Source organism: Anaerolineae bacterium (genome assembly GCA_014360855.1).
In the GTDB taxonomy this organism is placed as follows: Bacteria; Chloroflexota; Anaerolineae; order JACIWP01; family JACIWP01; genus JACIWP01.
On sequence record JACIWP010000107.1, the window covers coordinates 1 to 9,921 of the forward strand.

The following is a 9,921-nucleotide window of genomic DNA, read 5'->3' on the forward strand; positions in this document are numbered from 1 at the left end:
CGGCAGGAAGAAAAACGCCAACCCGACGATGAAATAGACCACCAGGAGCTGGGCGCCTTCCAGCCAGTTGGATTCGCCGTCGAGCGCCACCAGCGTGGTGATGAGCGCCGCGGCGATGAGCGCGATCAGCTCGAACTGGTTGAAGACCAGCGTCAGCGGGTTCCCCATCAGCAGGCTGATGAAGACCAGGAGCGGCGCGACCAGCAGGGCGATCTGCAGGCTGGAGCCGAAGGAGATGTTCAAGCTCAGCTCCATGCGGTTCTTCCAGGCCATTTCCACCGCCACCAGGTGTTCCGCCACGTTGCCCACCAGGGGGATGAGGATGATGCCGAGGAAGAACTCGGTGACGCCGAGGGAGGCGATGACCGGCTCGACGGCGCCCACCAGAATTTCGCTGAGCCAGGCGATGAGGCCGGCGGCGCCGGCCAGCAGGGCGATGGTGATGCCCAGCGGCTGACGGGAGGTGTGCGGGGCGGTTGTCTCGCCGTGCGCGCCGCGCAGGGCAAAAACCACACTGCTGATGTAAATGAGGATCATGGCGCCGGCCACCCCCAGGCTCAGGTACTCCACCGCCATATGGCTGGTAGCCTCGATGGAATGGCTGAAGAGCGAGGGGATGCTCAGGGCGATGATGGCGAGGACGGACATGGTGGCGTTGGTGCCGGCGTGGGCGCGGTCAAACCGCTGTACCCCGTTGCGCCATCCGCCCAGGAAAATGCTGGCGCCGGTGATGAGCAGTAAGTTGCCCAGGATGGAGCCAGTGATGGAGGCCTTGACCAGCTCCAGCAGTCCTTCCTTGATGGCAAAGATGGTGATGATAAGCTCCGCGGCATTGCCCATGGTGGCGTTGAGGAGGCCGCCGACGCGCGGGCCGGCCCGCTCCGCCAACTGCTCAGTCGCTTCCCCCAGGATGCCGGCCAGCGGCACGACCCCGACCGCCGCGCTGAAAAATATCAGCACCGGGTTCCAGTGCAGGAACCATCCCACGATGGTCAGGGGGACAAAGATGAGGAGCAGATACAGGTAGTTCATCGGCGGAAATGCTCCCAGAAGTATGCTGGCGCCTGCACGTGCCCCGCCGGGTGCAGGGCCGGCGAAGCGGTGGTCTTCGGCACGATGACGCGCAGATGCTGGGGCACCACCTCGATCTCGACCGGCGCATAGCCGGCCAGGTCGCCATCCACCTGGATGGAGAGCGGCCGCGCCGGCCGCACCACCAGATGCCGCGCCTGATGATAGGCGACCTCCGGGCTGCGGGTGTGCAGGCCCAGCAGGATGCTGAAAAAGTGGAGATAGGCGGACAGGCCGGTGTAGCCCTGGAAAATGCAGACGTCCAGCAATCCATCGGTCAGGCTGGCCATGGGAGCGATGCGCAAGAAGCCGGCGTAGAGCTGGATGTTGCTGGCAACCACCAAGAGCGCGCGCCGCTCCAGCTTGCGGCCGTCCAACTCGATGTACATTTTCGTGCCGGTGAGGGAGAGGGTCTGTGCCACCGCGGCGATGGCAAAGGCCAGCATCCCCAGCCTGCGCTTGTGCTGGGGCCGGCTTTCCACCTGCGCGGTGACCTCGGCATCCATCCCTATCCCGACCCACATCAGGAAATAGCGGTCGTTGGCGCGCCCGACGTCCACGACACGCCATTCCCCTTCCACCATCATGCGGGCGGCTTCCTGCACGGCGTTCGGATGCAGAGGGGTGGTCAGTGGAAGGCCGATCTCACGCGCCCAGACGTTGGTGGTGCCCACCGGCAGGACACCCAGGGCGGTATCGGTGCCGGCGATGCCGTTGACCACCTGTCCGATGGTGCCGTCACCGCCGGCGGCAATAGCCACGTCATAGCCCTGCAAGGCGGCCTCGCGCGCGAACAGCATGGCGTCGAACCGCTCGTGGGTGACCCGCCAGGTGACCTCCCAGCCGTTGGCTTCCAGCTCGCGCACCGCGTCGCGCAGCTCATCCTCCGCCTGATGGGGGCCGGCGGATGGATTGTAGATCAGCATAGCCCGCATGGGCGCTCTCCCGAGGAGTTGTGACTGACGAGGCCATTATATGTATTCTGCGGGTTCCTCACAAGTCCGCGCGGACAGTGGTACCGGAAGAGGGGGCGAAGCCCACCAGCGGTCTGAGATTGTCAGAAGGATGGATTCCGGTATAATGTGGAGGTTGAACCTGCCTGTCATCGAAGCTTCAAGGATTAGGGAGAAAGCGGTTATGCGGCCATTTGCATTGGGGCATGTGCGCAGGGGACTGCCGGCCGCCGGCGAGTCCACCTGGTCGCGCGTGCCCTATGTCCTCAAGCTGGCACTGCCGTCCGCCGGCGAGCAACTGCTCAGCATGCTGGTCGGCCTGGTGGATACCTTCCTGGTCGGACACCTGGGGGCTGCCCCGCTGGCGGCGGTAGGCCTGGCGAACCAGTGGATCATGTTCGCGATGGTGCTGTTCAGCGCAGTGGGCACCGGCGCTACCGCCCTGATCGCCCGCATGGTGGGGGCAGGGGATATGGACACTGCCAATCGGGTCCTGCGGCAGGCCATGCTCCTGGCACTGGCGGTTGGGGCGGTGATGACTGCCGCCATCGAGATCTGGGCCGAGCCGGCCATGGTGCTCATGGGCGCGGACGCGGAGACGGTGGGGCTGGGGGTCACATTCCTGACCATCGCCGGCTCGGCATACGTGTTTTCCGCGCTCATGTTCATTGGCAATGCCTGCCTGCGCGGCGCCGGCGACACCCGCACTCCCCTGTGGGTGATGCTCATCGTCAACGGCATCAACATCGTGGTGGCCTGGGTGCTGGTGAACGGCGTGCTGGGGTTCCCCCGCCTGGGGGTTGCCGGCTCCGCCACAGGTGCCATGTTGGGCCGGCTGGTGGGCGGACTGCTGGTGGTCTTCCTGCTGTGGCGTGGGCGCAGTGGGCTGTGCCTGCGTTCCGGCCGGCTGGCCCTCGACGTTTCGCTGGTGCGGCGCATCCTGCGGGTGGGCGTGCCCACCGGCGTGGAGCAGTTGATCTTCCGCTTGGGCATGATGTCCTATGTCCGCGTGGTGGCCGCGCTGGGCACCATTGCCTATGCCGCCCATCAGGTGGCCATCAATGCCGAATCGCTGTCCTATATGCCGGGCTTTGGCTTTGCGGTGGCCGCCACGACGCTGGTGGGCCAGGGGCTGGGGGCGAGGGACCCGGAGCGCGCCGAGCGGGATGGCTTCATCGCCTTTGCCATCGGCGCCGGCATTATGACCATCATGGGTATCTGCTTCATTATCTTCGCCCGCCCCATCGTCAGCTTCTTCACCAGTGAGGCGGAGGTGATCGCCGCCGGCGCCGGCCCTCTGCGGCTGGTGGGCTTCTCGCAGTTGTTCCTGGCCTCATCCATGATTTTCGCCGGCGCCCTGCGCGGGGCCGGCGATACCCGTGCTCCCATGCTCATCAACGGCGCCAGCGTCTGGGGAGTGCGCGTTCCGCTGGCCCTGCTCTTCACCCAGGTGTTGGGGGCAGGGCTGATCGGTGCGTGGATCGCGATGGTGATTGACCTGGGCATCCGCGGCACTCTGATGTTCACCCGCTTCCAGGCGGGCAAGTGGAAGACCGTGGAGGTGTAAGATGACCCCGGAAGAAAAGGAGCAGGAGCTGAGACGCCGGCTGGCCGAGCTGGGCTCCGTGGCGGTCGCATTCTCGGGTGGGGTGGACAGCACATATTTGCTCGCCGTCGCCGTCGAGACCCTGGGCAGGGAAAACGTGCTGGCCCTCACCGAGGATTCCGCCCTTATCCCGCGCAGTGAGGTCACTGCATCCCAGGAGCTGGCGCGCCGACTGGGGGTGGCGCATCGCATCATCCAGATGGATGTGCTGGCCGAGGACGGCATCACGGCCAATCAACCGGACCGCTGTTATCACTGCAAGCACGCGGTGCTTTCCCGGCTTCTGGCCGAGGCGAGGGCCGCCGGCATCCCTCACCTGGTGTACGGCGCGAACCGCGATGACCACGGGGATTACCGTCCAGGTCAGCGGGCGGCGAAGGAGCTGGGGGTGCGCGCCCCATTGGACGAGGCCGGCCTGACCAAGGCGGAGATCCGGGAGCTGTCGCGCCGGCGCGGCCTGCCCACCTGGGACAAGCCGGCGATGGCCTGCCTGGCCTCGCGCTTCCCCTACGGCACGGTGCTGGAGCCGAAGGCGCTCTCCCAGGTGGAACGCGCCGAGGACTACCTGCGTCATGAATTGGGGCTGCGCGCCCTGCGGGTGCGGCACCACGGCCCCGTGGCGCGCATCGAACTGCCCCCGGAGGATTGGGAGCGGGTGCTGGAGCCGGCGGCGCGCCAGAAGCTGGTGGCCGCCTTTCGGGAGATCGGCTTCACGTTCGTGACACTGGACCTGCAGGGACTGCGCAGTGGCAGTATGAACGCGTTATTATAACCGCCGCCTTGCATCGTGAAGGGGAGGAATGGATGAGCCCGAGACACGTCTGGCCCGAAGAGGAAGCGCACTTATCCCGTCCCGATGTGGAGCGACAGCAGCGCGCCGGCGTGCCCGAGGTGATCCTGGCCAACCGCAAGCCGGGCGATACAGTGCTGACCATCGTGCGGCACTTTATGGAGCGTGCCGGCCGTGCTCTCCTCAGCCGCGTGCCGCCGCGCCTGGAACAGCGTCTGAAGGAGGAGTGGACGCGCGACGATGTGGTGCTGGACTGGTACCTCCATGCCCGCGCCATGGTGATCCGGCGGGCAGATTTCGTCGTCCAGCCCAACGGTGGGCGGGTGGGCGTGATCACCGCCGGCACGGCCGACATCCCCATCGCTGAAGAGGCGGTCATGCTCCTGAAAGAAATGGGGTGTGAGGTGAGCACTGCCTTTGACGTGGGGGTGGCCGGCCTGCACCGCCTCTTTGAGCCGCTTCAACGTCTCATCAACGAGATGGACGTGGATGTCATCATTGTGGCCGCCGGCATGGACGGCGCCCTCCCCTCGGTCGTCTCGGGGCTGGTGGATGTGCCGGTCATCGGCCTGCCCACCTCCGTGGGCTATGGATTCGGCGGGCGCGGCCACAGCGCGCTCCTCTCTATGCTCCAGACCTGTGCGCCGGGCCTGGCCGTGGTGAATATTGACAACGGCATCGGCGCCGCGGCGGTCGCCGGCCTCATCGCCATGCGGGCGGCGCGGGCGCGCGCCGGCCTGACGCGCCCCTCCCAGGAGTAGCAGTATGAGCCAGCGCATCGCCTATTTCGACTGTTTCAGCGGCGCCAGCGGGGATATGCTGGTGGGAGCCATGCTGGACGCCGGCGTCTCCCTGGAAGCCCTGCAGGCTGATCTGGCCAAGATCCCTCTCACGGGCTACACTGTGACATGTGAGCACCGCACCCAACAGCACCTGGCCGGCACCAAGTTCAGCGTGCATATCACCCACGAGGAGCACCATCACCGGCATCTGGCGGATATCGAGGCCATCTTCGCCGCGTCCTCCCTGCCGGCGGAGGATGTAGCGCGCATCCTGGCGGTTTTCCGCCGGCTGGCGCGCGCCGAGGCCAGGGTCCACGGCACCAGCATCGAGGAGGTCCATTTTCACGAGGTCGGTGCGGTGGACAGCATCGTGGACATCGCCGGCGCGGTCATCGGCCTGCGCCTGCTGGGCGTGGACAAAGTGTATGCCTCCTCCCTGCCCCTGGGGAGCGGCACCGTGCAGACCTCGCACGGCCCTCTGCCGGTGCCGGCGCCGGCGACGCTGGAACTGCTGGCCGAGGCCGGCGCGCCGACGCGGCCCCTCGACGCCGGCACCGAGCTGGTGACGCCCACCGGCGCCGCCATCCTGTGCGAGCTGGCGGAATTTCGTCAGCCGGCGATGCGCATTCAGCGGGTCGGCTACGGCTTCGGTACCAAGCTCCTCCCCTGGCCCAATGTCCTGCGCCTGTGGGTCGGGGAGCCTGCCGATGTCTCTCATGCGGAGCCGGCGCTGGAGACGGTGGCGGAACTGGCCTGCAACATTGACGATATGTCCGGCCAGGGACTGGGCTTTGCGATGGAGCGGCTGTTCGCCGCCGGCGCGCTGGACGTCTGGTTCACGCCGATCCAGATGAAGAAGGACCGGCCGGCGGTGCAGTTGGGGGTGCTGTGCCGGCCGGAGGACGTGGCGCGGCTGAGCCGTCTCCTGCTGAAGGAGACCACCACCTTCGGCGTGCGCCACCAACTGTTACTGCGCTACGTGGCGGGGCGCTCTTTCGTGGAGGTGCACACCCCCTGGGGGCCGGTGCGCGCCAAGGCCAAACTGCTGGACGGCCAGGTGGTCTCCGTGGCCCCGGAATATGAATCCTGTGCCCAGGCGGCGCGCCAGGCCGGCGTGCCTCTGGCACAGGTGTATGAGGCGGTGCTGGCCGGCTGGCGCGCCGGCGCGCTGCACCCGCTCGACAAGTAACAGCCAATGGTGACGTTCTGACATGGTGAACCTTTCGCCCGAACTGCAGGAGCAACTGGATACACTGCCGCAGAAGTCGGGCGTATATATTATGAAGGATGCCGCCGGCAGGGTCATTTACGTCGGCAAGGCGGTCAACCTGCGCAGTCGCGTGCGCTCGTACTTTCATGAGTCCGCGCAGGGCAACATGAAGACGGCGCGTCTGGTCGCGGACATCGCCGGCATCGAGTTCATCGTCACCGCCTCCGAGCTGGAAGCCCTCGTGCTGGAGAACACCCTCATCAAGCGCTACCGCCCGCGCTACAACGTGCGCCTGCGCGATGACAAGACCTATCCCTATGTCCGGGTCACCTGGCACGAGCCTTTTCCGAAGGTCATGCTGACGCGCCATGTGGTACGGGACGGCTCGCGCTATTTCGGGCCGTACACCTCGGTGCAGGCGGTGCATCAGACGCTGGATGTCCTGCGCCGGCTCTTCCCCTTCCGCACCTGCGACCGCGAGATCACCGGCCGGGACCCGCGCCCTTGTCTGTACTATCACATTAAGCGCTGTAGCGGCCCCTGCATCGGCGCTATTTCCCGGGAGGAGTACCGGGACAAGATCGCCCAGTTGATGCTGTTCCTGGAGGGGCAGACCGGTGAGGTGGTGCGCCGGCTGGAAGCCCAGATGAAAGAGGCCGCAGAGGCCCTGGAGTTCGAGCGGGCGGCGCAACTGCGGGACCAGATTTGGGCGATCGAGAAGGTGGTGGAAGGGCAAAGGGTGGTCTCGCCGCACCTGCGCGACCACGATATCGTCGCCTTTGCCCGTGATGACGGCAACGCCTGTGTGCAGGTCTTCTTCGTGCGCAACGGCCGGCTCATCGGCCGCGAATATTTCTTCATGGAAGGGGCCGAGGGGGAAGAGGCCGGCGCGATCCTCTCCTCGTTCCTCTCCCAGTTTTACGCCGAGGCCTCTTCTGTGCCGCCGGAGATTATCCTGCCGGCGGAGGCCGACGAGGCCAATATCATCAAGCAGTGGCTGGCCAGCAAGCGCGGCGCCGATGTGGTGCTGATGGTGCCGCAGAACACCGAGCGGCAGAGCCTGCTCCAGATGGCCCAGGAGAATGCCCGCGAGACCCTGGAAGCCATGCGCGCCCAGTGGATGTCCGACCAGGCCAAGCAGGCCGGCGCCGTGTCGGCCCTGCAGGAGGCCCTGATGCTTCCGAAGCCGCCGGCGCGCATCGAGTGCTACGACATTTCCAACATCCAGGGCACCGCGGCTACCGGAAGCATGGTGGTGTTCGTCAACGGGGTGCCCCGCAAGAGCGATTATCGCCGTTTCCAGATCCGCACCGTGGAGGGCGCGGACGATTACGCCATGATGCGCGAGGTCCTGCGCCGGCGCTTCCTGCGCTATCAGCAGGCCCAGCAGGCCCTGGAAGAGGGGCGCCAGTCCACGGCGCGCAGTTTGCCGGACGCCTTCGCCCTCCTGCCGGACCTGCTCATCGTGGATGGGGGGAAGGGCCAGCTCCATGTGGCGCTGGAGGTGCTGGAGGAAATGGGCCTGCGGGAGAGCGTGCCGGCGGCCGCGCTGGCCAAGCAGGAGGAGGAAATCTACCTGCCGGATATGCCGGAGCCCCTGCGCCTGCCGGCGGATTCGCCGGCGCTCCACCTGCTCCAGCGCATCCGCGATGAGGCGCACCGCTTCGCCGTGGGCTATCACCGCCGCCTGCGCGAGGCCGGCGCCCTGCGTTCCATGCTCGACGAAATCCCGGGCATTGGGCCGCGGCGCCGGCAGGCCCTGCTGAAGCATTTTGGCTCCCTGGAGCGCATCCGCCAGGCCAGCGTGGAGGAGCTGGCCCAGGTGCCCGGCATGACCCGCCAGGCCGCCGAGCGTCTCAAGGAATACCTTGGGGGATGAGCGCCATGCGCCTTCATCTTCCCCGCGGCGGCCGTTGGTTCCGCCGGCTGTCTCTCGCCTGGAACATCGCGGTGCTGGCGATCACGGCGTTCGTCAGCGCCGTCTGGGCGAATATATGGGTGGATTCCCTGCGCGACTACCGTCCCCCGCTGGCGCAGTGGGACGAGCCGGCCTCCGACGCGCCGGCGGGGCCGGCGCTGACCGAAGGGTTGGTGCTGGTCCTGCTGGAGGGTGTGCCGGCGGATTACCTGGATAGGACGCCGGCGCTGGCGGGGATTTCTGCGGCCCATGTCCGGATGACGGGGCCGCTGAGCAGTTACACGCCGGCCAGCGGATGGATCACCCTGGTCAGCGGGGCTTCCCCGAGATTGGCCGGCGCGCCCCTGCAGGATGCGGCCGACAGCGTGTTATGGTATGCGCGGGCGGAAACCCTGTTTGACGTCACTGCGGACGCCGGCCGGCAGACCGCGCTCTACGGCCCGGTCTGGTGGCGCGGCATGGTTGCCGCGGCAAAGCGCAGTTACAGCGTGCTGTTCGGCTCCGCCGGCGAGCCGGCCGCGCTGGCTGTGCTGGCGGAGGCCCGCCGGCAGTTGGAGAGCCAACCGCCGGCGCTGACCTTTGTGCATGTGCGCTGGCCGGACGGCTCCCCCACCGCTTCCTTGGATGACGCTCTGCGCGGGCTTCTTCAGGCGGTGGAACCCTCCCGGCAGACGCTCATGCTGGTGGCCGCGTCGGCGCGAGGAACCGCCCGGCTGATGGCCTTTGGCCGCGGCATCCGTCCGGGCGCCTATACGGGCATGCGTCCCGCCGACACTGCGCCGACGGCGGCGGCCTTGCTGGGGGTGCCGGCGCCGGCGAGGTCGGAAGGCACGATCTTTCGCGCCCTGCTGGCGTGGGATGCGGAAGCGGAAGCGCGCTCCCTTGCGGCGCTGGCTGAGGTCCGCTGGAAGCTGGCCGAGGCGTACTTGGCCGGCATGGGCGTTTCCCCGGATGTGAACCCCCTGCTCGATGAGCGGGAGGCGGTGCGCCAGGAAGTGGAGGCTGGCCGCTGGCCGGCGGCCAGGGAGGGAGCGAAGAGGCTCATGGCAGAGCTGGACGAGCTGATGCGCGAGGCGTACCGCCGGCGCGTCTGGGACGACCGGCTCTGGCGGCTGTGGCTGCCGATCATGTACCTGGCCGGCGCGGTGTGGATGCAGGGGCGTGCCTGGCGGCGGAAGGAACTGCCGCTGGCACCGGCGCTGATAACCGTTGCGGCGGCCGGCCTGCCGGCCGTTTGGCTGACCCTGTCGCGGGGAACCCGCATCCTGGAATCTTTTGCCGGCTGGCAGTGGGTCCTGGCCGGCCTGGGAGCTTTGGGGACGCTGGCCGGCCTGTGGGGCATGTGGGTACTGCGGCGGGAATCCTGGAACGTTTGGGAACGTTGGCGTCGGGCCGCAGGCCTGGTTCAACTCCTGGCGGCCATCTGGGGCCTTCCGCTGGCATTCCTGATGTGGTGGCAGGGGTTGGTGGTATGGTGGGACCTGCCGGCGCCGGCGGGAGCGGCCGCCCAGGCGGTGCTCCTGGCGCAGTTGGCCGGCCTGTGCGCCGGCGGGCTGGCCGGCATGCGGGCGGCGCCTTTTCTGAAAAGCTG

8 protein-coding genes are annotated in these 9,921 nt (G+C 67.4%); 6 read left to right on the plus strand and 2 right to left on the minus strand.

Annotated elements, in window-relative coordinates; all coding sequences use genetic code 11:
• Nucleotides 1-1,032: calcium/proton exchanger (gene cax / locus H5T60_07365; GenBank protein MBC7242249.1), on the minus strand; the 1,032-nt coding region annotated here is incomplete at its 3' end.
• Nucleotides 1,029-2,006, minus strand: a complete 978-nt coding sequence (locus H5T60_07370; protein MBC7242250.1) for a diacylglycerol kinase family lipid kinase — start codon at nucleotides 2,004-2,006, stop codon at nucleotides 1,029-1,031. The genes H5T60_07370 and cax, both read right to left, overlap by 4 nt.
• Before the next feature lie 202 nt (nucleotides 2,007-2,208).
• Here H5T60_07370 and H5T60_07375 point away from each other — a divergent pair, with 202 nt between their 5' ends.
• From H5T60_07375 to H5T60_07400, 6 genes are all read left to right on the plus strand, one after another.
• Nucleotides 2,209-3,591: an MATE family efflux transporter gene (locus H5T60_07375; protein MBC7242251.1), complete on the plus strand. Its 1,383-nt coding sequence runs from the start codon at nucleotides 2,209-2,211 to the stop codon at nucleotides 3,589-3,591.
• Between the two features lies 1 nt (nucleotide 3,592).
• Entirely contained in the window at nucleotides 3,593-4,402 is an 810-nt protein-coding gene (larE, locus tag H5T60_07380) for an ATP-dependent sacrificial sulfur transferase LarE (protein MBC7242252.1), read from the plus strand.
• 32 nt (nucleotides 4,403-4,434) lie between these two features.
• Complete coding sequence (gene larB, locus H5T60_07385; GenBank protein ID MBC7242253.1) at nucleotides 4,435-5,181, plus strand: nickel pincer cofactor biosynthesis protein LarB; 747 nt, start codon at nucleotides 4,435-4,437, stop codon at nucleotides 5,179-5,181.
• Nucleotides 5,182-5,185: 4 nt separating this feature from the next.
• The gene (gene larC / locus H5T60_07390; protein MBC7242254.1) at nucleotides 5,186-6,391 is read left to right on the plus strand and encodes a nickel pincer cofactor biosynthesis protein LarC; all 1,206 of its coding nucleotides are present in this window, start codon (nucleotides 5,186-5,188) and stop codon (nucleotides 6,389-6,391) included.
• Between the two features lie 22 nt (nucleotides 6,392-6,413).
• Nucleotides 6,414-8,291 carry an excinuclease ABC subunit UvrC gene (gene uvrC / locus H5T60_07395; protein ID MBC7242255.1) on the plus strand — a complete coding sequence of 626 codons (1,878 nt, stop codon included), beginning with the start codon at nucleotides 6,414-6,416 and terminating at the stop codon, nucleotides 8,289-8,291.
• The coding region (locus H5T60_07400; GenBank protein MBC7242256.1) for a hypothetical protein at nucleotides 8,288-9,921 on the plus strand (1,634 nt) is incomplete at its 3' end. The genes uvrC and H5T60_07400, both read left to right, overlap by 4 nt.